22 protein-coding genes are annotated in these 22987 nt (G+C 33.3%); 9 read left to right on the plus strand and 13 right to left on the minus strand.

Features of this window, described 5'->3' with window-relative positions:
* Positions 1-3: 3 nt before the first annotated feature.
* From GXZ72_07575 to GXZ72_07595, 5 genes are all read right to left on the minus strand, one after another.
* Complete coding sequence (locus GXZ72_07575; protein ID HHT19403.1) at positions 4-621, minus strand: biotin transporter BioY; 618 nt, start codon at positions 619-621, stop codon at positions 4-6.
* Between the two features lie 552 nt (positions 622-1173).
* The gene (locus GXZ72_07580) at positions 1174-1476 is read right to left on the minus strand and encodes a helix-turn-helix transcriptional regulator (protein HHT19404.1); all 303 of its coding nucleotides are present in this window, start codon (positions 1474-1476) and stop codon (positions 1174-1176) included.
* Positions 1477-2163: 687 nt separating this feature from the next.
* A complete protein-coding gene (locus GXZ72_07585; GenBank protein HHT19405.1) occupies positions 2164-3162 on the minus strand; it encodes a tyrosine-type recombinase/integrase in 999 nt (332 codons plus the stop codon).
* Between the two features lie 281 nt (positions 3163-3443).
* Complete coding sequence (locus GXZ72_07590; GenBank protein HHT19406.1) at positions 3444-4610, minus strand: DNA primase; 1167 nt, start codon at positions 4608-4610, stop codon at positions 3444-3446.
* An 87-nt stretch (positions 4611-4697) separates the two neighbouring features.
* A complete protein-coding gene (locus GXZ72_07595) occupies positions 4698-5117 on the minus strand; it encodes a hypothetical protein (GenBank protein ID HHT19407.1) in 420 nt (139 codons plus the stop codon).
* A gap of 323 nt (positions 5118-5440) precedes the next feature.
* Between GXZ72_07595 and GXZ72_07600 the strand changes: the two genes are divergently transcribed.
* The 6 genes from GXZ72_07600 to GXZ72_07625 all read left to right on the plus strand — a co-directional run bounded on the left by GXZ72_07600 (position 5441) and on the right by GXZ72_07625 (position 9440).
* Complete coding sequence (locus tag GXZ72_07600; protein HHT19408.1) at positions 5441-5731, plus strand: DUF211 domain-containing protein; 291 nt, start codon at positions 5441-5443, stop codon at positions 5729-5731.
* A 4-nt stretch (positions 5732-5735) separates the two neighbouring features.
* Positions 5736-6413, plus strand: a complete 678-nt coding sequence (locus GXZ72_07605) for an RraA family protein (GenBank protein ID HHT19409.1) — start codon at positions 5736-5738, stop codon at positions 6411-6413.
* Between the two features lie 127 nt (positions 6414-6540).
* A complete protein-coding gene (locus GXZ72_07610; GenBank protein ID HHT19410.1) occupies positions 6541-7608 on the plus strand; it encodes a UPF0104 family protein in 1068 nt (355 codons plus the stop codon).
* Between the two features lie 110 nt (positions 7609-7718).
* The gene (locus GXZ72_07615; GenBank protein ID HHT19411.1) at positions 7719-7994 is read left to right on the plus strand and encodes a hypothetical protein; all 276 of its coding nucleotides are present in this window, start codon (positions 7719-7721) and stop codon (positions 7992-7994) included.
* A 53-nt stretch (positions 7995-8047) separates the two neighbouring features.
* Positions 8048-8983, plus strand: a complete 936-nt coding sequence (locus GXZ72_07620; protein HHT19412.1) for a transcription initiation factor IIB — start codon at positions 8048-8050, stop codon at positions 8981-8983.
* Positions 8984-9170: 187 nt separating this feature from the next.
* On the plus strand, positions 9171-9440 hold the full coding sequence (locus GXZ72_07625) for a hypothetical protein (protein ID HHT19413.1): 270 nt from the start codon (positions 9171-9173) through the stop codon (positions 9438-9440).
* 120 nt (positions 9441-9560) lie between these two features.
* Here GXZ72_07625 and GXZ72_07630 read toward each other — a convergent pair whose 3' ends face one another.
* Together GXZ72_07630 and GXZ72_07635 are read right to left on the minus strand one after the other, a co-directional pair.
* Positions 9561-11675, minus strand: coding sequence for a phage holin family protein (locus GXZ72_07630; GenBank protein ID HHT19414.1), 2115 nt, complete (start codon positions 11673-11675; stop codon positions 9561-9563).
* 34 nt (positions 11676-11709) lie between these two features.
* Positions 11710-12558 (minus strand): metallophosphoesterase, encoded by an 849-nt coding sequence (locus tag GXZ72_07635; GenBank protein HHT19415.1) that lies wholly within the window; start codon positions 12556-12558, stop codon positions 11710-11712.
* Positions 12559-13270: 712 nt separating this feature from the next.
* Between GXZ72_07635 and GXZ72_07640 the strand changes: the two genes are divergently transcribed.
* Positions 13271-15256 (plus strand): hypothetical protein, encoded by a 1986-nt coding sequence (locus tag GXZ72_07640; protein HHT19416.1) that lies wholly within the window; start codon positions 13271-13273, stop codon positions 15254-15256.
* Between the two features lie 60 nt (positions 15257-15316).
* Positions 15317-16156 carry a potassium channel-like protein gene (locus tag GXZ72_07645; protein HHT19417.1) on the plus strand — a complete coding sequence of 280 codons (840 nt, stop codon included), beginning with the start codon at positions 15317-15319 and terminating at the stop codon, positions 16154-16156.
* A 66-nt stretch (positions 16157-16222) separates the two neighbouring features.
* On the opposite strand, the gene GXZ72_07650 is transcribed toward GXZ72_07645, so the two are convergent.
* The 3 genes from GXZ72_07650 to GXZ72_07660 form a co-directional block, all read right to left on the minus strand.
* Complete coding sequence (locus GXZ72_07650) at positions 16223-16705, minus strand: DUF308 domain-containing protein (protein ID HHT19418.1); 483 nt, start codon at positions 16703-16705, stop codon at positions 16223-16225.
* 1112 nt (positions 16706-17817) lie between these two features.
* Positions 17818-18639, minus strand: coding sequence for a heavy metal-binding domain-containing protein (locus tag GXZ72_07655; protein HHT19419.1), 822 nt, complete (start codon positions 18637-18639; stop codon positions 17818-17820).
* A gap of 49 nt (positions 18640-18688) precedes the next feature.
* Positions 18689-19015 carry a YbjQ family protein gene (locus GXZ72_07660; protein HHT19420.1) on the minus strand — a complete coding sequence of 109 codons (327 nt, stop codon included), beginning with the start codon at positions 19013-19015 and terminating at the stop codon, positions 18689-18691.
* 314 nt (positions 19016-19329) lie between these two features.
* Between GXZ72_07660 and GXZ72_07665 the strand changes: the two genes are divergently transcribed.
* Positions 19330-19806 carry a hypothetical protein gene (locus GXZ72_07665; GenBank protein HHT19421.1) on the plus strand — a complete coding sequence of 159 codons (477 nt, stop codon included), beginning with the start codon at positions 19330-19332 and terminating at the stop codon, positions 19804-19806.
* A gap of 126 nt (positions 19807-19932) precedes the next feature.
* Here GXZ72_07665 and GXZ72_07670 read toward each other — a convergent pair whose 3' ends face one another.
* From GXZ72_07670 to GXZ72_07680, 3 genes are all read right to left on the minus strand, one after another.
* Positions 19933-20133, minus strand: coding sequence for a DUF2116 family Zn-ribbon domain-containing protein (locus GXZ72_07670; protein HHT19422.1), 201 nt, complete (start codon positions 20131-20133; stop codon positions 19933-19935).
* A 96-nt stretch (positions 20134-20229) separates the two neighbouring features.
* Positions 20230-20910, minus strand: coding sequence for a UMP kinase (pyrH, locus tag GXZ72_07675; GenBank protein HHT19423.1), 681 nt, complete (start codon positions 20908-20910; stop codon positions 20230-20232).
* 319 nt (positions 20911-21229) lie between these two features.
* Positions 21230-22987, minus strand: coding sequence for a long-chain fatty acid--CoA ligase (locus tag GXZ72_07680; protein HHT19424.1), 1758 nt, complete (start codon positions 22985-22987; stop codon positions 21230-21232).

Here is a 22987-nt window from a genome sequence, read left to right on the forward strand (position 1 = left end):
GTTTTAATATTCTTCTTTAGGAGTTATGGCTTTAGTAAGAGCAACTGCTCCGCCTATTTTCACCAAGTCACCCAAAACAAATGGTAAAAACCCCATGCTTAATAATGTTAAAACTGTAGGAAAGCTTCCTTCAACTATGTACATCCATAATCCCAATCCTAAAAGTCCAGGAATATAAATTAGAGCGAAATTGGCCAGGGAAATTAATCCCAGCATTGAATGGAAGTTACGGGATTCAGTGTATTTATCAGTGAAGTGACCCAAGAAAAGTGCAGCTAGAACAAAGCCAATAAAGTATCCGCCAGTTGATCCTAAAAAGATGCTGTAACCCCCGGTTAACCCAGCAAACCAGGGCACGCCTAATAAACCTATTGTCAAATAAATAAGTAGGCTGATTCCACCCCACCAACGTCCCAAAACCACACCTGCCATTAAAACAGCGAAGGTTTGAGCAGTGATGGGTACAGGAGTCCAAGGTAAGGGTATTATAACTTGTGCCATGATTCCAGTTATGCATGCCATGAAAAAGGCCATGAACACCTTATTTACCAGTGAAGTATTAGAACGCCATGCGAAAAGCGAGTATCTTTTCTGAAAATAATTTTCAATACTGATTTCCATTTTATCACTCCCATGCATGTTTAACAGTTTTATTGTGTTTCAAATTTATTAAGTCATTTAATTATATCTTCAAGAATTTAAATAGCAGATATGCTAATATGGCTGCTTTAATCACTTAATAATTCAAATGTTTAAAAAATCATTGCAACTTTTAATAAAGCTTTATAAATCTCCTTTACTACTTAGATTCAATGATTAATATATACTTATCCTAAGTTTAAATTACCTGCATTAAAAGATTTAAATTGAAAAATGGAAAAAATTAAAGAAAATTTAACAAATCGGATTTACAAGAAAATTCTGGTCCAAAATTGTATCATTCAATTGCATCTATCTAATTATCGATTTTAAATTCACCATACATTCCCATTGTATTAATAATAATATATTTATTGAATTGAAAAATATTTAAAGTAAAAATATTATTTTAAGTGCATTTTCCCCCATTGAACGTAGCAGAATTATTTTTAATTGGTCATAACTCCATTCACTAATTCACTAATACGCATTATTACAACACGATAAGGTGCATTATTGTAATGAGTCCATCTTTTATTGAATTATTACTTCATTTATTAGTTTTTTGATTTTTTTACGAGAATCCTGTAGTAATTTTTCACCATTGACGGTTATTTTATAATATTTCCTTATTTTTCCACGAACATTTTTTTTCCTACTTTTCAAAAAGCCTTCCTTTTCGAGAGAATGTAAAATTGGATAGATTGTACCAGGACTCACTTGGTAACCTAATTTTTTAAGTTCATCAATCATTTGAACTCCGTAAATTTCTTTTTTACTTGCACGATAAAGAATGTGAATCCTAATAAATCCCAGGAAGAATTTTCTATTTAACATAAATTCTGTACCCCTACTATTTTGATATCTATTTTCGATATTTAATTTAGATATCGAGTTTAGATATCTTATATTGATATTAACATATAAAATTTTTCTAATTTTTTCATGAAAAAAAATTAAACCCATACAACCTCAATTGAATAATTAAAATGTAAGCAACATAAGGATATGTTTGGTAGCCATATTATATTAATATATTTTTATATTTATTTAATAAAAGAATAATTAAATTCTATTTTTAAACCATATTCTCTAATCATAAAACACACAATGGTTAAAATATAAATAAGTTGAATTCCTTAAAAAGACGAAACAGCACTAATATTTGATGAATACCCCCTAATACCGCTAAAAATGAATTAAAAAGCTTTAAATTTCTTATAAATATTATAGGGATATTTAATTGAATATTAACAGTTCAAAACAACCACACTTGAACCTCACTTGCGTTTTTATAATTTTAAAGATAATTTATGCAATGATTCGTTGAAACTGATCGTTGAAAGATCAAAACCATTCCAAGCATTCAAAACATAAAATGCCGGAACATCAAAACCTTCATCAACCGTACTTTTGATAATCTTTATAAGCACGTAACCCTGAAATTGCCATATTTTAAAATAAGTTTTTACTCGTAAATCCCATGATTTAACTTATATTAATAATAACAATGTTAAAGCATTATTAAACTAATTTAGCACGATCATAAACATTCTTGAGTGTTTCCATATCTACACTGGTGTATATTTGAGTTGTTGATAGGTTAGAGTGGCCTAAGAGTTGTTGAATAGCACGGATATCCACACCATTTTTTAACAAATGTGTGGCAAAGGAATGCCGTAATATATGAGGAGTTACCTTCTTTTTTATGCCTGCAACCCTAGCATAGTCTTTTATCATCATTTGAACATAACGAGGGGTAAGATGGTTCCCTCTACGATTGACAAAAATATATTCACTGTCACAAGATCGTTTTTGAATATATTCTACCAATATTTCACGAGTAGCATCATCAAACAGGACAATTCTGTCTTTTTCACCCTTACCTCTGATTCGAATGGTTCTTTCATCAATATCAACGTGGTTAAGTTCTAAAGTGACTAATTCAGATACTCTCAAACCAGAAGAATATAAGAGGGCCAATATAAGTTTATTTCTGAGCTTTAAAGATTCAGATGATGGGGAATCTGAGTCCATGGGATGGTAACTATCTAGAGCATTTATGAGGGTTTTAACTTCATCCTCATTAAGAGATTTAGGGAGTGATTTGGTTCTTTTTGGAGTTTTCACCTCTTCAAGGATGTGAACCCCCCCAAATTCGAAAAATTTTTTTACCACGACTGTAACCAAGTAGATATAATTTTGTGACACTTTTTTTTCACGCTTTAAATGGCGTATGAAACGTTTGAAGCCCCTTAAAACTTGTTTTTCATTTTTTAGTTCTTTTTCGTCTTTCAAAAAATTGTGAAAATTTCTGATTATAGAGCGGTATGTTTTGATGGTATTATGGGAGTAGTTTCGTATTTCCAATTCAAAAAGATAATCTTCCATCATTTCCAGAAGATCATAAACTTCCAAAAAATTCTTCTCATTGGGGTAATTAGAAGTCTTACCTTCCAATTTTTCAAAATTGTTTGGATCTTCATGGGATAGTTTCCAGTTTCCCTTAGAATAATGGGTCATATTATCAATAATTAATTTTTTATAATTTTAAACCAACTTTAGGCTCTGTATATAAGAATATTTCTAATAAAATAATTAAATCTTTCCATTCTTCATCTAATATATACAAAATAGGATAATTTTTATAATAATAACTTTGACAGTAGATTAAGAAAAATAATAGTTAATATTAATTAGTTAATATCAAATATAATAAATAAAAAGAATGCTAATCCAAAATTATTTCTGGATCAGCCATTTTATGAAAAGATTCTAAAAAATTATTGGCAAAAATATATAGATTATCTGCCTGTAATAATTTTCAGAGGACTTGGTTTTTTAACCACTTCACTCATTCGAACAGCAACAATCTGTTTTACTCCTTTATCTTTGGCAATATCAATTAGCCTTTGACTTACAACACCATCAAAGACAATTGCATATGCACCTTCATTTTGTAAAGTTTTGAGTTCTTCATAAAGGGATTCTACTTTAACTTCCTTAAGAATGTTAAGAGCATCATCCAGGATTTCTGCGTTTCCTGAACCTTCCACATCTTTCAGTATTCCTTTAAGTAACTTGATCTTGTCAGGAGTTTTATCTGCTGCTTTTTTCTCAGGTTTATCCAGTTTTATCCCCATGTCATGGTAAATTTGTTCCACTGGTATTTTATCCCTTAAAGCTACCATAACTTCATCTTTGGTGAGATCTTCGACTTCTTTACCCCGGGGAGCTCTGGTTACATAATCTAGTTCCCCTACTTGGAGAAGTTCCTTTAAAATAAGGTCCCCGCCACGATCTCCATCTAAAAATGCAGTTACGGTCTTTTTCTTTGTTAATTCAGCCACAGTTTTTGGTACGCTAACTCCTTCAACTGCTATTGCATTTTTAACACCGTATCTAAGTAAGTTTAGAACATCAGCGCGTCCTTCCACAACAAGTATTGCATCAGAAGAAGCTACATTAGGACCGGCTGGGAGTTTATCATGTCCAAAATCAGTGATTTCGTGTATGCGCATGGCTTCTTTAACTTCTTCAATCATTTTGAGGCTTTCAGGAGTGACTTCTTCCATCATTCCTTTGTAAAGTTCCTTAGCACGGTCCACTACTTTCCTTCTTTTTACAGCCCTTACATCTTCTACTTTGTTAACTTGGATGTAGGCTTCGCATGGTCCAACTCGGTTTATGGTCTCCAATGATGCAGCTAAAATAGCAGTTTCCACCCGGTCCAAACTGGACGGGATAACTATTTCTCCTTTGGATCTGCCTGCTTTTGAGTTAATATTAACTTTAATTCGGCCAATTCGGCCAGTTTTTTGTAGTTCTCTTAAATCCAGATCGTTACTGAGAAGACCTTCTGTTTGTCCGAATATGGCTCCCACCACGTCCGGTTTTTCAACGATCCCGTTAGCATTTATTTGAGCATGAATAAGATATTTAGTTGTACTGATTTCTTCTTTAGTTCCCATATTATGGGCCTCCATCAATGTATAGATACTACTGATAAAATGAGGCTATCATACATGCAGCCTGAAGATCAGTATCTGGAAATACTATTAATGATAGTAATACCATTGCCCACCAGATGGGCTTTCTTGAAGTTCCAGTTGCTCCAGGTGCCGAGGGAGGCTCTCAATATCCTTAATAAAGCGACGGGTAATACCCATGATGGTTCTCCTGAAACTAAGGTCAGGGTGCGAACCAAGACTTTGAATATCTTCAGAAAGTCTTTTGGCAAGTTGATTGCCTTTTCGATCAAAGTCAGTTAGTATGACCACTCGTGATGATGATTGAGTTGCTATCTCTGCGATCTCGAATAGTTTAAGTCCTGATCCCGAAACTTTTAAAAAATTTCCATTTATCCCCAACTCTTTTAAGGCATTTTCATCCTTTCGGCCTTCAATTAGAACCGGGATTCCTTGTTCCACACAGATCTTAAGCTCTTCGATCACACTAGACAACTTTATAAAACTCATGATAAGCCCTATTGATGGTGCTAAGTAAGTATCTAATAAATATTATACATTATCTCCTATATAAAATTGAAGTTATTAAAACATTCATCTTTCCCACTTAAATTGTTTTAAACAAAAAAATAACAGAAAAAATTTATAGAGATTTAACTACTGATTAAAAGAAGCAAAAAACTGTCGAGCACTTTGCAATATGTCTTCATGATTATTAATTGTGTTTTCTGTAGGTATCGTGATTTGTGATGCTTGAATAAAAAATTTATATATGAATTATACATAATAATGTAAGTGAATATAGATGTTATAACATACTGGAGGGCCTAAGATTGGCAGAAGGTCTTATTCGAATAGTTTTAGATATTTTAAAACCACATGAACCAACAATACCTTATTTTGCTAAATTTTTAAGCGGAGTAAGTGGTGTAGAAGGAGTTAATATTACCTTAATGGAAATTGACAAGGAAACTGAGAACATTAAAGTCACCATGCAAGGTAATGATTTAAACTTTGAGGAAATTAGTCAAGCTATTGAACAGTACGGTGGCTCCATACACAGTGTTGACGAGGTTGTGGCAGGGAAAACAATGGTTGAAGAAGTAACCACACCTCAGGACTGATTTTATGACTGGAAAAATTGAAGTTTCCACTGATTATCTATTAAAAAAGTTCTCATCCAAAAAATATCATGACCCAACTGATGTTACAACGGAAAATGTCGATGTAACCACTTCCCAGATCTCAGATGCTTTGAAGAATTTAACTGGAAAATATGGAGTTATTCAAGGGGTTAAACCAATTAAAAAGAATTTGAAAATTAATGGTAGGGTTGTTACTGTTAAAACTAAACAAAATGATTGGGGAACCCCGCTTAAGGCCATCGAAAATGCCCAAAAAAATGATATTATTTTTATATCTTGCGATGGGGATGAAATTGCAGTGTGGGGTGAACTTTTCTCTAAGTACTCCCAAAAACGAGGCCTTGGTGGCACCGTTATCTTTGGGGCTATGAGAGATATAGAAGCGGTTTATAATCTTGATTACCCTGTTTTTTCACGTGCAATAGTTCCTAATGCAGGAGAACCAAAAGCTAATGGGGAAACCAACATCAATCTTGAGTGTAGTGGGGTAAAAGTTAAACCTGGGGACTGGATTTTTGGAGATGACTGCGGAGTGGTTGTAATAGATAAAGAACTAGTTGATAATGTAATTGAAGAGGCAGTTAAAATTAAAATGAATGAAGATGAAATTCTCAGCCAACTTGAAGAAGGCGCGTTTTTATCGGATATTTTAAGTATTTGATTTATCTAATCAATTTATCATGTAATGAATTGAGTTTAATTTTTCAACTTAACTTTATTTAATATAGCACAGAGTGATTGTTGCCGAAATTCTTTTTAATGAAGACTTAGAATCTTTTGAGGTGTTTATGCAAGACACGTACAAAGTTATTAGAAAATATAAATGGAAAATATTAACCACATTTGCAGTGGCTGCTTTTTTGATTTTTGCAATGACTTTCCTAATTGGCTTTGATGAAGTTATTACAACTTTAAAAAAAGCTAAATCCGAATGGATAATATTTAATTTTATTATAGAAGCCATAATAACGCTAGTTTGGACTGCTCGGTGGAAAATGATACTGGATGTGGTGGATACCGCCCCTAAATTTAGAACACTTTACATGATGCTTTTGGCTAGCTTGTTTGGAAACAATGTTACACCAAGTGCTGCAGGAGGAGAACCACTTAGAGCCTATCTTTTAAAAGAAATCGAAGGTACACCATTTGAAATTGGTTTTGCAACATCTACCGCGGATCGAGTTTTTGAATTTCTCCCATTCATACTAATATCAATTATCGCCGCACTATTTGTGCTTTCTTGGAAAATACCCCCTGTTACCCAAGTCTTAGTTATTGTAATGATCATCTTTTCTATCTCTTTATTTGGCATATTAATTTATGCAGGGCTCCGTAAAGAAATGACCCAGAAAATAATAATTTCTATTGCTAAATCAATCTATCCAACGGTTATCAGATTAACTAAACAAGATATCTCCTTTAATGAAATTCGAGAAAAAATAGTTGTTTATATAAATCGTTTTTCCACTGGATTTTTAACAGCCCTAAAAGATCGCGATGTATTTTTGGTAGCTTTTCTCCTCTCTTTTGCAATGTGGGGTTTAGATATGTTAAGGATGTATGTATGTTTTGGGGCTTTGGGAGTATATCCTCCATTAGTACCATTGGTGATTATATACACTATTGGAATCCTGATTTCCCTCTTACCCCTCCTTCCAGGAGCTTGGGGCATAAGAGAAGGAACATTAATCGCTCTTTTTGCTGTTGTGGGAGTTTCAGCAGATGTAGTAATGGCTGCCAGCCTCATCGATCGTTTAGCCAGTTATATTGTTCCCACAATAATTGGCGCCATTGCAGCCCTCTATTATGGTCAAAAAGTCAAAAACAAAAATAATTTCACACCATTAAACAATTAACTGAACATGATGCATTTTAGATATAATATGATCTTTTTTATAAATCTATCGAAATATTTATATAGTAGTTCTGTAAGAATATTAGTATATAAGATTTTCGGTTTTAGTGCATGAAGAAACTTGGGAATATACTGCATCTGTCTAACCGAGGGCGAATTATACTCCGATCACATCAAACCCCCGCATTGGGGTTGTCTGTTTTTAACTCTCGTAAAAAGAAAATAGGTTTTATTCACGACGTTTTCGGACCAACTAAGGATCCTTACATCTCAGTAAAGATTGATGCAAAAAATTCTAAAAACTTTGAAAACAGAGTTGGAGATAGTATTTATGTACCTAAACAAGCCAAGAAGAAATGGGGGCGACGGAAACGAAAGAAGAATTAATTGAAAACGTTCCCGAAATGACCAAAAAGACTGAAGTTTCGGGAAAAGAACAGATGAAACAGGACATGTCCGAGATTGAAAAAATCGAGACAAAATGTCCAGAATGTGAATCTGAAAAACTTATAAATGATCATGAACGTGGCGAGATCGTATGCGGTGCCTGTGGCCTGGTAATTGATGACAACCTGGTGGATATGGGACCAGAATGGAGGGCTTTTGACCATGAACAACGTGATAAAAGAACAAGGGTAGGTGCGCCCATCACTTACACAATTCACGATAAGGGTCTTTCCACCATGATCGACTGGCGGAACAAAGATATCTATGGAAGGGACATCCCCGCCAGGAACAGAGCGCAGTGGTATCGTCTGCGAAAATGGCAAAGAAAAATTAGGATATCTGGTGCAACCGAACGAAACTTAGCCTTTGCACTGTCTGAACTTGACCGTGACTCTTCTAGACTGGGACTTCCACGAAGTGTCAGAGAAGCTGCATCCGTAGTGTATCGTAATGCAGTAGAAAACAAACTCATTAGAGGACGTAGCATTGAAGGCGTGGTAGCAGCATCTCTTTATGCAGCTTGCAGAAGGTGTAATGTCCCCCGAACCCTTGATGAAATTGCAGAAGTATCCAGAGTTAGTAAGAAAGAAGTAGGTAGAACTTATCGTTTCCTTACCAGAGAACTCAATATCAAACTACCGCCAACTAGCCCAGTTGACTATGTGCCCCGTTTTGCCAGCGAATTGAATCTTTCAGGAGAAGTGCAATCAAAAGCCATAGAAATCATAGAAAAAGCCATGGAAAAAGGTTTAACTTCTGGAAGAGGGCCAACAGGAGTCGCTGCCGCAGCACTCTACATTGCCTCAGTATTACTGGGTGAAAGAAAAACCCAACGTGATGTGGCAGACATAGCAGGAGTGACAGAAGTAACTATTCGTAACCGATACAAAGAACTTACAGAACAGTTGGATATGGGTGTTACACTTTAATAATCCTTTAAGTAAATAGCGTGTGAAATATAGTTTCTATTTTTCACATTTTTATTTTTTATATGCATAGAAATTTCAGAGTTTAAAGATAAATGGATTAACGATTATTTAACTTAAAAATTCCAAAAAATCCGTAATTAGATTCATGAATAATAAACTAACCCAAGAACAAAAGGAGAAATAAATAATGTCTGTAGATTTTTACAAAAAAATTATGAAAATATCAAAGGTCATGGAAGAAAAAGGTGATGGAATTAGCTATATTCGTAACAAGAGTGATATTTACACCATTGGAACCAAAAAATATAGTGATGAAATAGCCAAATACCTTGATGAAAACGTTGAATCATGGGAAGGGTCTGAAGCCCAATTTTCCAAAAAGAAAGGTAAAAATAAACAATTAAACGGGAAAAAAGTAGGTTATCTGTGGAAAATACCCATAACTGAAGGAAAATAATTCCCCTCCATTTTTTTTAGCACTTAATTTCTTTAATTCTTACTATCAATCCATCTGAATAATCGATTTTTTCAAGAATATGTTATATTTTTGTTTCTATTCGAAAAAATTGAATAATTATTATAGTTTGTCTAACTGATTTTTGAGCACCTTATATAAGTTTTCTGCGCCGATTATCTTTTCAGATCCCATATCCCAACCAGAAGGGTGTAAAATGAATGGTTGGTTTTGTTCACCACCTAAACCACCATGACTACCCACCAGCTCTTCAAAAGCAGCCACTTCATTAGTTGCAGGATCGTAAAAGCTGTTAACCAAAATATCTGGAGCATATTTAAAACTATCGGTACGGGAAAGATGAATATCTGCTCTTGGTCCAAAAACAGTTAAGGGGTCTTCACCTTCAATTGTGCCGTCTTTAAGAAAGTGTACACCTTTACTTCCCATTGCCATTGGACCGAACTCTTGAGACCTTACCATTATAAATCCCACACCTTCATGTTGAACCAGACCTGGAATTAAATCTGGATAAAAAATCTTTATTTGTTCAAAATTTAGTCTTTCAACGTGTTCTGTGAGATAAATTAATCCCAAATTTCCTGATGCAAGGACAATAACTTGAGCTTCGCTAGATGATGGCGTTTTTTCAGGAATTTTACTATTATTATGACGTTGCAAGTAAGTTAAAACCTTTTCTTTTAACGAAGGAGAGTTATCAATCTTTTCCACAGCTTTATCAAAAAAATACTTAGTTTCATCTGCCACCATTTCACTTTTAACTTTAATATACTGTTTACTATCCTCAATGGGATTTTGAATCATTTGCCCGAAATGGTCTTCATTTGAGGAAAGTTCACTATAGATGGTAGTATCTGGAGGCATTAAGTTTCTGACTAAATCTTCTAAAGTCAACCCATACCTCTGCAAGAAGGTTGCACCATTGGTTTGGCCATGATCAGACTGCACCACTAATTCATAAGGACGTGGCGCATATTTTTTAGCATTTTCCAAACGATGCACTTGCCTGTCTAATTTTTTAAGGGCATAAAAAGCATCCCAGTCTCTAACTCCCGAATGATGAGCTATTTCATCATAGCCAAGATAAGTTACATAAGCAACATCAATTTCACCTTCTAACATATCCCCAATAAGAACTGCAGTAGTTATTTCACGTAAAAAAACGTTAGCCCCAGCTCTTACAAATGGATAAATAAAACCTCGCCTTATACGAGGTTTTTTATTTATTACCCAGTGTACAAATTGAGAAGCAAAATCCATGAAAACATCCCAACAGAATAGGGCCACAATACGAGTGAAATTTGAAGGATAAGAATATACATAATACCATGCACGTGTGTAAAACCTTTTCAAGTTTTTCAGTTGACTATATGTGAAAATAACATCAGCAGCATCACCAGAGAAAAGGTTACTTCTGCTGGCCCCCTTATTTTTTAAAAGACCATTTCCATCAGAAATCCGTTTTTCAATTAGGGGAGCATCAGAAAATCCGGTTGAAACCATTATTTTGTTGTTTTTATCCTTTTCAACCCATCGAAAAGCAGGAATATCCTGGTTATTTCCATGTAATATGCCTGCTTGGCTAGCTCCAGTCTGACTTGAAAGATCAGTTTCCCATCCAGTAACCTTATGAGTTCCTTCCTCTAACCATTTTTGGAGAGTAGGCATACAACCTTTTTCAATAGCTTCGTTTAATACGTTAAGAGAAAGTCCATCTATTTCCAGGAATATAACTCCTTTTTTTCCTTTAAGTTTGATTTTTCCTTTTTTAACTTTTCTAATAACACTACGATAATACGTGGCATCATCATCAATGGTTAAAATAGCTGATAAAAATGTTGTGACAGCAGCCATTGCAATGGGAGTGAGTATTAAAGCTGGGCCTCCAATGGTAAAACCATCTACAAAATTACTGGCCAACCATATTATAAAGCCATTTAGTAAGAGAGCTCCTATCCCCACAGTGAAAACCATGAATGGTAAGAGTATTTTTGTCAGAAGGGGCCAGAATAAAATATTTAAAAGTCCAACGAATCCTGCGGCAAAAAACGCCATATACCGATTACTGAAATGCAAACCAACCGAAAAATAGTCAATAATTAAAAAACCAAGGAAACCTCCAATCCACATAACTAGTATTCGGCCTAACCAGTAAAACCGGGAACGATCTTGAACATTATCTTGCCAATCCAAAACATATTTTTCCATATTTTCCATCTAGGCTACTCCATAGGACTATTCCAACCATTAATTATTTAACTGGACATTTAAGATTAAAAATAGTGATTTCAGGGTCACAGTTTATCCTCAACCAGAACACATTTGTTCCCAAGCCCCGGCTGGTGTACTGGACCATATCCCCCACCATATATTTCCCAACAGGATATTTAAGAAAATGAGGCCCTCTGACAAAGGTTCCCAAACCTGGGATGAGAAACTGCCCACCATGGGAATGACCAGATATTTGAAGGCTGAATCGTCCAGTGCTAGAGCTTATATCTGCAAAATCTGGTTCATGTGCCAGGAGTATGGCTGGACCTTCTTCTGGAAGTTTTTCCATAACCATATCCAGCCGATTCATACCCAACATAACACTATCAACACCAGCTATATGGAGTGGAGCGTCATAACGATAAATAGTATAAAAATCGTTGCTAACATCAATTATATTGCTTCTTTTCAATATTTTGCGAATTTTTTCAGCACCCAACCAGTGATCATGGTTTCCTAAAACTGCAATAGTGGAATCCTTGGGTTTTAACCTTTTTAACGAGTTTTCGAGATCCCAGGCAACATCATCCAAAACATATGAAATAAAATCTCCAGTTATGGTTATAGAATCTGGGTTTTCTTTATTGAGAATATCTATAACTCCATCAAGATGTTTAGGTGTAATCCATTGGCCTAAATGAATGTCAGAAATGTTTGCAATACAATAATCATTGAAAGAAGGATCCAATCCTTGAATTGTAACATCAACGTGTTCCACTTTGAAATCTTTATGATTGAATTCAGGTTTTCCTATTTTATTGCGCCAATGATTCATGCCTCTTTGAACCTTTTGCATGTATTTTAAAGTATTTGGATTTTTTTTCTTCATAATTGAATCATTGTCCCTAAGATATACTTGTTATAACTTGTGTGAACTGGAATAATTTTTTCAAAAAGATGAGAATATACGAAAAATGTATGTTGTGATTCATATTATATTTTTTTAAAAATGCCAAATTGCGATTTTTAACTTAATACCAAAATATGGGAATTATGAAACATTCCATACAACAATTGTAGTAAACCAAGTTCAAAATAAATAGTATTTTTTATTTCCATTTTATCACCAAATTTCCTTTAACCTTCTCTTTCTGCTGTTCTATAAGTAAAACTCCCTAATATGCTTCAAATGTTCCACCCGCATTGTCAGTAAATAAATCATTCATTGTGTGTCTAGGTGTTTTGGGTTGGGAGCCTTACATCTAAATGTTTCCACTTTTTGTTCCAGAATGCCCTTTGGAAAATTTTATCATCCAGCATATTCACCCATTTCCAATACACCCCATAGATTGATGCAATTATTATAATAAAAATTGCCATGTAAGTTATTGGATTTTAACTGCCATAATAGTGCATAGTGTAAATCATCATCCCTATTAGAGATAAGTATTAGGGGAGCATGGAATGCTGGATAAAAATAAATAAGAAAATTACCAATCCACAAATAATAAAAAAATCTAGGCAGTTTCTGTTGGGATAATAACTAAGAAAAGAAAAGGGAATTATAAAAAATTTAAAAGAAAAGAGAATGAGGTCTGCAATTGGAACAAAAAGGTTTCAAGGGGAATTTAATAAGATTTTTAAAACCCATTGGTAAACCACCATGGAAACATGCGCTTAAATCCATCTTTTTAATGGTTTTAGCTTGTTTATTAGCTAAATTTATCGGTTTTGATCAGGGAATAAAATTAATAGTTTTTACCACTCTTATAGCAACTATACTCATAGATGTTCAATTCCCATTACGTAAGATTATTCCTCTAACATTCATAGGATTTTTAATAACTTTTTTAGCTTTTATTAGTTCATCATTGGCCCTTACCAGCTTGCCTGTGTTTCTATTTTTCGCGGTTGTTTGGGCATTTTTCAGTCTTTCCCTGTACATTTTTAGCGAAACAATGGGACTTTTTGGATTCCTTATATTCAGTGGCTACTTCTTGTCAGTGCTGCTGGTAAACCCTGAGGTTTCCACTTGGGACTTGGCACTTTACATAATTTTTGCCTACTTGATTGGATCTTTTCTTTTCATACCAAAGTTCTTGGGAAGAAAAGAAGATCTTTTGAACATGATTTCCTCACCATTCAGACCAAGAACATCTCTGGAGCATGTTTTATCAGTACGTGAAGCATTATCAGACTTGCCTATTGATCGTAGGGATTATGAACTATTCCAAGTTGGAACTTTTCTTGTTGGCTTAAGAGAATACAGTAAAATTGTTTTAATCAAATTATCAGGAAAATCTCGTGATTTATTCCAGAATTTTATGGATACTGCCAATAAAACTAGCCAGGAAATAGCTTCCAGTGTAAAAAGAGATCCAAACCCAGTCCCCCTTGGATTATTGGATCAGAAAATAGAAAGTATGGAAAAAAAATTAACCAGCGATCCCAGTGGAAATACAGTTGTTCGTTTATCTAAAGATATACAAAAAATATTTACAAGAACTAATATACTATTACAAGCTGAATATCCTTCTTTAGAAAAAAATATGACATATTTGGCTAGTACTTCCTTTAAAAATGTTTTATCTGCAAATTTTAATCTTAATAACATGTACATACGCCACGCTCTGAGATTCACCTTAGCTCTTAGTTTAGGTCTTCTAACAGTCTATTTAGTCCATGACCCCGATATAATATGGATCATTATTGGTATTTTAATCATCTTCAAACCAGATGTTACTAGTACCCTCAACAACCTCATTTTAAGGGTTTCATTTAATTTTATAGCTATTATATTAGCAATATTAATTGGATTAATCTTCCCCAACTCCCTACTTATCATGATTGGTTTTTTGATGCTTGTTTTATTTCGAACGTTCTATCAAACCCAAATGGGCCTTTCTATTATGGCATTTTCTGTTTTCGTGGTATTTATTTGCCCAACAGGGTTTTTATGTGAGAATGCGCTTGCTAAGCTTTTTTACGTCGGTATTGGTGCTATTATTGCATTTATCTGTGCATATTTAATATTACCCAGTAAGATGACGATAAATCTTCCTGAACAGATTTCCAAGACCATCCGTGCCAACCGTGAATATATTAATACTGTAATCCCCCACAAAGAAATGAGTTATAATAATGACTTGGCAGTTTCATGTTTTAGAAATTATATTTTGGAAGAAAAAAATCTAGAATCAGCTATTAAAAAGATTGGAGATACGTTTGATGATGTTTATATGGATGTTGACCTATATAATCGATTGAATACATGTAATAAAAAATTGGCAGCAGATCTGACTGCAGTGGCAACTATCCTAGAATCATCGGAATATTTACCAGATCTAGACCGTTTCAAGGAACAAGTAATAAACGCACTTAATGAATTGGCTTTGTCAGTTGAAAAAAATGTTATTCTTCCCAAAGCAAACATTGATGTGTTAGAATTGAATTCAGAAGATAATAAGATTCCAGACGATCTTGAAAATTATTTAAATGTAATTGTTTATGATATGCGACACTTTCAGAACGAAGTTGAATGGGGATTCAAGGTTAGGGCTTTTAAAAAGTACAGAAATATAATTTGATTAATTGTATGATGTATTGAAAACATAAAAGATATTTGTTAAAAGAATTAAAGGAAAATCATGAATCGTAGATTGGAGTTGCTACTTGAAATAATTTTTATAATATTTATCTTTCTTGATGGTTTTTTACTTTTTATAAGCATTTTTTTACCCATAAAACCAACTTTATTCATAAATATTGTATTTTTTGACCTCATAACTAGCATATTACTCTTATTAGGCTATTTGATAAAAATACGAGGACATGAAAAAAATACTTATGTGAAACAGAATTGGAATGGTTTTATATCCATCGCTCCCTTTTACTTTATTGGAATTGTTCTTTTGGGGATGAATGAAACATCAATAATTCTCAAAATTTTATGTTTTATTAAAATATTTGCATTACTCTTTTCTGCTCGCCAAATAGGTAGGTATGTCGATGATTTCGTTGAAAGAAGTCGTTTGATATATGGTTTTGCATTTTTTGTAGTAGTGCTCTTATTTTGTTCAGTAGCCTTCTTTATGTTGGAAAAAGGTATTAATCCTGGAGTTAACACCTTTGAAGATTCATTTTGGTACATTATTCAGACCATAACCACAGTTGGTTACGGGGATGTTGTGCCAGACACGCAATGGGGGCGTTTAATTGGCATAATCGCCATGATCAGTGCAATAGGCATCACCAGCTTATTAACTGCCGCCACAACTTCCTCTTTAATGGATAAATTACGGGAAGATCGTGAAAAAATGGCTAAATCTAGCATTAATTATTTTAAAGAACTTGAAAATAAAATAAATGATTTAGAATCAAATTTAATCAAAAGAGAAAATATTGATGAAATTAAAACTGATTTAAAAAATATAAAAGCCGAAATGAATGAGATTAAAGGCATTCTAACTGAAATGAATAAAAAATAAGTAAAAAATGGGTAAAAAATTATTTGGGCATCTTTGAATAAATTCCCCTTTACTATTTTTTTAGGCCTATTCCTCAAATAAGGCTAGAACACCGTTAATTATCAGCCAAACACCTATTAAAATTCCCAAATAAACTGGATCAAAGGCTAATGTTCCCAATAGTATGTAAAGTAACCCCAGGACTATTCCAAGTATTCCTGCCCAAGTGGCATTTTTGTATGCGCTGCGAGAAAGTAGAGCTATTACACCGGCCGCTATCATGGATATTCCCACAATATATAGTAAGAAGGCAGTTAAGAATGCAAATAATGCAGAGCTGAATATCAGACCAATGCCTACAATCAGAACTATTATACCCAATATCACGTTCAAAATGCCTGCAGTTTTACTGATATCCATCTGAGAAGCGCCTACAATCAAAAGCCAAATAGCTATCATCAAAACTACAAAACCAGTTAACACACCAGCAGCGACAAGGCCTGCCAGTGGAAACGCTATTACTAATAAACCAAGAATTATCGCCAAAAGGGCCAATACAGGATTTTTCATCTTATTCCTCCATTTATTTTAGTTAAATCTTTTTTATTATCATCAATAATTTGTTTCTGAAAATATAAATTGTTTGCCTTAGATTATTTAGAAATAAATAAAATCTACGATTAAACGGAAAATGTAAAAAATGTTCCCCACTAAAACTAAAAAAATAATAATAGTGGAACTATATATATTTATAAATTTAAGATAGCAGATGGAGTGAAATGATGAATAACAAAATAAATGGAATTGTAATGTTGGCATTGGGTGTTTTACTTGCTATTATCTACTTTGCATTGCCCAAATTTTTGATATATACGTACTGGCTTGCAGTTGTATTACTAATTTTATATGGAATATACCTTTATCAAAAGAGAGGATAGTCAAATTATGTTCTTATACTTCCCCTCTGTTTATTAAGAAATGGGTTTTTTTAAAAAAAAAAAGAAATTTTTGCCAAGGAATTTAAGATTTGACAAAGTATAAATAAAGACCATACAATAAAATTATGATTACTGCTAACCAGTAAATCCAATATACCCAGTCAGGAACTGCTAAAATAAATATTGCTAGAACAATGGCAAGAATCATTATTAAAATACCATTTATTTTTTCGTTTAACATTTTCCACCTCAAATATTAATCTTAATTAGCTTGAATGGATTTTAATTATTATTTTGATTTTTATTATCTATATTTTTTTGGATTGTAATATGAAAATAGTATTAATTTTGTAGATTAGATCTTTTCCATAACCAATTTCAAGTGTGTTGGAATTGATTTTGTGGATAATGTAATTATCCAATAAAATGTAACTGAAAGACCCCACTAAAACAAGAATTATCTTTGATATTTTAATGAGTTACCACTGCCAGTCTAAATCAATGAGCTTAAAAGCAAATATAAAGTACCCACTGAAAAATAAGGATCTGATCTTGAAGATACCATCTCCCTATTCACATCCGAATCATAGAATAATGAAGTTTTCCTCGAATTTTAACAATGTATTAAAAAAAGAGAGTAAGGTGTTTGAAATATACTATTTCTGTTTAAATCAAAGTCAAATTGGATATTGATGTTATAAACGTTATCTACTTCTTAATTTAAAAAATTTTGATTTTTCTTATTTATTCATAAATAACAGCAGTCCCAGTGGCAGTTACAATAATAGCATTACCCATTAATCCTCCAATAGAATTATAGTCAATTAAAACTTCAATTACCGTATTTGCGCCTATTTCCTTGGCATTTTGAAGCATGCGAGTGAGAGCCGCACTTTTAACTTCATCCAAATTCATGTCTTGTAAATGGAGTTTCTTAGTGAGTTTAGATATTCCTTCAGAGTTTTCCATAACTATTGCCTCACCAGTTACCATACCGATGTGTTTAGTGATCTTACCTCCATCCATGTGAGGGATGGACACAATAGGAACCTCTAACTTATCAATTAAATTTTCAAATGTGTCTTCAGGAATCTTTTCAACACCTTCAGATTCAAGAGGTTTTTTACTGATTTTATCCATAGCTTTCGAGAGTAAATTCCCTAAAAACCCTATAATATAGGTTAAAACACCCAAAAAAACCACAAATACTAAATAATTTATCAAAATGGGGAATGCTGCTTGAATCATCAATGCCAGACCACCTAAAGTAAAAAAATTAAGTACAATAGGATCTTTGGGGAAAAGCCAAGCGTATGCATTTATTATTATAAATATTAAAAGTGCACTAATAGCTCCTGTGCTTTTACCATACATGCGACGAGCTATAAACGTTTCAACGAATCCGGCAATAAGGGGAGATACTATAAATAATATATTAAAGCCAAAAATTACTAAATGCCATTTCACACAGATAACTGCAGATAAAAAACCAACCCCGGTACCTATCAATACGGCAATGATTGCCCAGCGTTTTTCTACTAAATTATTTTTCACTGCTGCAAACAATCTCATCCCTTCCCTTTCTTTATACTATGGTCAAAAAAAGATCAAATTTCTATTCTTGATAAAAAACAGCAGTTCCAAACACAGTGACCATAATAGTGTTACCCATGGTTCCACCTAAATTATGATAGGCAACGCGCGCCCCAATTACTGCATTAGCCCCTTTATCTGCGGCTTTATCCTTCATACTCTTCAAAGCTACTTCTCTAGCCTTTTTAAGTTCTTCTTCATAGGCAGAAGTTCTACCTCCCACCACGTCCCTGACTCCAGAGAACATGTCTTTGTAAACATTTGCCCCCAATAGAGACTCGCCAGTTACTAAACCATAATATTTATTAATTTTCTTTCCCTCTATTGTAGGAGTGGTTAAAACAAGCATCGGAAAACCTCCAACATAGTCAATCGCTGATTTTTCTATTAAATATACTTATTATTTTATCTTTATAGTATTTGAGCTAGGTGGTTTAACACTATTTTACTTGTAAAATACTGGTAAAAACACCAAATTTATTATAATCTAAAAACAAAACAATTATTGTAGCCGTATCAGTAACTTCTATCTTAATTTGATAACATCGGACCAATTCATCAGACTTTATTCATTTAAATAAATTTGATCTAATCTAAATAGATATCTGCGGACTATGGCTTGAAATAGATTTTTAATAAAACATCATTTTAGGAGTTGTATGAATGAAAAACACAATTGTGGGTGTCATTGCAATAATTGTGGCTGTTATTATGATTGCCGCGCCAGTAGTAGGGTTAGCTACTATAGGGCTGATATCTGGAGTTTTAATATTGGGAATGGGAGTTTGGTTAGCAATTTTGGGTTTAAGTGAACGAACTTCCAATGATCTATGGTTATTCCCATTATTAGTAGGGTTTGCAGGAATTATTATGGGTTTAATATTCCTATTCAACTCATCTTGGATAATAAACTTGGGTTTTTGGGCGTATATAATTACCGGAGGATTACTCATTGTAAATGGATTCATAGCACTATTTGTTGGAGAAAAACAAAAATTTAAAGTGTATGCAGGAATATTTGGGTTGGTTTTTGGTTTCTTCTTTGTAATTATTGGTTATTACAATATTGATCCCAAAATTTTAGGATTAATAATAGGAATTGGGTTGTTAATTATTGGAATACTGAATATTCGCGAATGAAAATAAAAGAAAATCTGGCAATAAATGAAGAGGGAATGATAAATTTCTAGGAGTTATGCCAATTAGAGAATTAATCTTATTATTTTAAAAATAGGTGTAGTTTTAAAAAAAATGGGATTTAAAATTTTACAATCCAATTTTGCCTTTTAACATGAAAAATATCCAGACAAGTACAAATACTGCAAATAGAATGTACAGCATTTTTCGGGTTTTCTGAACTTTTTGCTGGTTTGCGCGTGCTATTTCTTCACAGTTAGGAGAACAAAACTTCTCACTCATGGGTATTGGTGTCCCACACATGGGACAGTGTTTGTGCTGTTCAATCATGAATATTGCCTCTTTCTTATATTTTTTAGAATTTATATAGGTTTGAATTTTTTTTATGAACAATAATAATTGATTATTTATGTGGAAAGGGAAGAATTATTCGGGATTAGGAATAATTAACGTACCTATTTTTTCATTTATAGCTTTTTTTAAGTTTTCTGGATTTTCACCATTTAATATAACTGTTCTTATTTTAGAACGAGCTATGATCTGTATAGCAGTTTTATCCAAAAATTCATAGGTACCTGCCTTCATATCCTTATCCGACAACATTTCCATCATATCTTTTGGAGTAATTTCTTCTATCATTTGAGCTTCTGGAAATTTATTGGGATCTTTATCAAATAAACCATCTACTGATGTGGCATTTAAAAGTAATTCAGCACCTACAAATTCAGCCAGAATACTTCCCACCGCATCAGTACTATGTGCAGGCTCTGTTCCACCCATAACCACTATTTTACCCAATGAAGAAAATTCATGGGCTTGACTGAAGTTATAGGGCACTCGTGGATAAGCATCTTCCCCTAAAGCTGTTATGAGCAGACGTGCGTTAAGCCGCGTTACTTCAATACCAATATCATCGCAAATTGCTTCTGAAGCTCCCATATCTCTGGCTATTCCAATGTAATCCCTTGCTGTACTACCTCCACCCACAACCACCATGACTTGGTGTTCTGCGGACATATCCCTTAAAACAGTAGCATAATCCTGAAATTTTTTGTAATTATGATCTTTTATTATTACAGATCCACCAATTGTGATCACTATTCGCATCTCATCACCAAACTAATTTCTAGTCTAATATAATATATAATTTTTAAAAAATAATCGTACAGTCTATATTCTACTTATTAAAAATCAGATACCAATTTCACCATTTTAAAAACATAAATAAGTATAATGTAGTGATTATGATTGTAGGCATGTGAAATTGTAAAGGTAGTTGTTATACACTGCATTTTATTAAAAATAGTTGTCACTACAATATTCTTATTAAAATTTCTTAATTGATTGTGCATTAAAGTAACACGTTATTTATGGGTTTTTATTCCCAAAAAGATTGAATTGTACTTTATTTATAGTGCAAAGGAGATTATGCTTCTGCAAACTCTTGCTTAAGTTTCAACCAATCAACTTTACCTATAAGAGTCGTGGGTAATTCCTTTCGAATCTCTATTTCCCTGGGAACACTCCATTTAGCTAAATATTCATTACATAAATCCATTATTTCATTTTTAATCCTATCAGAATCTGAATATCCCTCTTTTAATGTTATAAATGCTTTAATTTTCTCTATTTGGTATTTGTCAGGTACACCAATAACACAAGATAAGGATACTGCTTCATGTTTATTTATGACCTCTTCGATTTGATTGGGAAAAACGGAATAACCAGAACTTTTTATCATGCGTTTAATACGGGATTTGAAATAAAAAAATCCATCTTCATCCATGTAACCTAAATCACCAGTATGACACCATTTTAAACCATCAGGATGCAATTTTAACACTTTATCGGTTTCTTCAGGATTATTATAATACTTTAACATTACTGTAGGGCCGCTGATACAGATTTCTCCATCTTCACCTGGAGGAAGATCTTCAGTAGTTCCTACCTTAACGATCTTGTATAACATATCCGGCAGCGGAATACCCATACTACTCAATTTATCATTGGTATTTGGTATTAAACAGCTGACAGTAACAGTTTCAGTTAAACCATATCCTTCCTGCATGGTGACCATACTGCCCCTTTTCTGGATAAATTCATTAAATTGATTTTTTAATTCAATGGGAACTGAATCTCCACCTGCAAAAACACCTTTTAGGCACTTAAAATTCGATTTTTTCATTTTTTTACTTCTAAGCAATGCTTCATACAGTGTTGGAACTCCGGCAATGAACTGTGGTTTGTGTTTAGCAAACTGGTCGGCGAAAATAGTTGAATTAAATTTTGGGACTAAAATAGCACAAGCCCCTACACACATGGGAAGATGGACACAAACTGTGAGTCCGAATCCATGGAAAACTGGAAGGATGCACATTATTTTATCTTTTTTTATTTCTCCCAAGCGTTCGTCATTTAAATGAGCTAAGCATTGCACAACAAGGGCATTAAAGTTATCATTTGATAATAAAACTCCTTTTTGGATCCCAGTTGTTCCACCAGTATATAAGACTACAGCACCATCACCTGGTTTCATATTAGTTTTAATCACTTTATTGGAATTTAAACCAAGTTTATAAAATTTTTTCCATGAAATAAGTAATTCATTTTCTTTATATTTGATTTTTGGAATTTTACGACCTTCGAAAGCCCAAAAACCCATAGTCATCCTTTTACCTAAAAAATCGCTGATTTTGGCAACTATTATCTTATTGATTTCAAGACGTTCCTGAACCTTCTTTAAGTTACTATAAGAAAAATCACCAATTAAAATAAATTTACTATCCACATGTTTCAAGTAAAACTCAATTTCCTTGGGTGCAGATAAGGGGTGAATCATATTGGCAATGGCCCCTACTTTATTAACCGCATAAAACATGATAACTGCATGCGGAGTGTTGGGCATGCATATTGTCACTGCATCGTTTTCAGTCACACCTATCTCTAATAATGCTTTAGCACAATTATCTACTTGGGAAACTAGTTCTTTAAACTTAGTTTTTGTTCCCATGAACTCCAATGCAACAGTATTGGTATTTTCTCTTGCAGAATCTGCTAACATTTCATAAATAGTTTTATCAGGATAAACAAGATTAGCAGGCGTATTTTTATTATATGACTTAAGCCAAGGCCGGTTATAGTTTAATTTATCTGGTGCTTCTATTATCAAAGGTGAAATCTTCAT

The sequence above is a fragment of the Methanobacterium sp. genome (genome assembly GCA_012838205.1).
Lineage (GTDB): Archaea > Methanobacteriota > Methanobacteria > Methanobacteriales > Methanobacteriaceae > Methanobacterium.